Raw genomic sequence first — 848 nt, 5'->3', positions numbered from 1 at the left:
GCAAGCAAACGCGAATTAGAAGGGAGCAAGCGTTAGCGCGGTAGCAAAAATGCGAAAGTACGTCAAAGAAAGTATATACAAAGAGGGCTACTCCTTGGTAGAATCATAATCGTCCAAAACCAGATTCAAAGGAGTGAACCCTCTTGAAAAAGAATACCACAGATTACCCCACATTAAAAGAGATAGAACAACTGGTTTGGAGGAAGTTACAGGAAAATTTTTCAGATGTCATGAGATCAATTTTAGAAGACCTCGATCAACAGATTGCCCACGAACGCGATAAACAAAGATTTTATTTGAAGGATAAAAGAACCCTAAAGATGGATAGCCTGTTTGGCGAGATCGAGGTAAACCGTTCGTACTATCTTGATCGCAAAACAGGGGAGTATGTTTATCTTCTCGATCAATATTTACGTTTTGAGGGGACGAAAGGGTTTAGCCCATTGGTAGAAGAAGCAGCGATTGAACTAGCCGTATCGGGACCTTCTTACCGAAAGGCGGCGGACACACTAGAAACCCTTCTGGGTTATCGCGTCATCAGCCATGAAGCCATTCGCCAACACCTGTTAAACGTAGAAGCCATCCCAAAAGAGCGACAACCACTAACCCAACCAGTTTTGTTTGTCGAAGTGGACGGGCTGTATCTGAAACGACAAGAAAAAGGGAGAAAGGGGAAAGAAGAGAAAATAGCAGCCGTCCATCAAGGCTGGGAAGTCAACGGAAAACGAGTACATCTGAAGGATAAGCGTCATTACATCCATCGGGGAAAGGAGCCATTTTGGGAGGGATTTGAGACCTTTCTCATGGAAACGTATGACTATGATCCCATGGTGCATCGTCTTGTCATA

At 44.0% G+C, this 848-nt stretch carries 1 protein-coding gene; it reads left to right on the top strand.

Annotated features, from left to right (window positions below):
• Positions 1 to 143 precede the first annotated feature (143 nt).
• A partial coding sequence (locus L1765_RS07370; RefSeq protein ID WP_236406043.1) for a UPF0236 family transposase-like protein occupies positions 144 to 848 on the top strand: 705 nt, incomplete at its 3' end.

The organism is Microaerobacter geothermalis (genome assembly GCF_021608135.1).
Lineage (GTDB): Bacteria > Bacillota > Bacilli > DSM-22679 > DSM-22679 > Microaerobacter > Microaerobacter geothermalis.
This window is presented reverse-complemented; position numbering and strand designations above follow the sequence as displayed.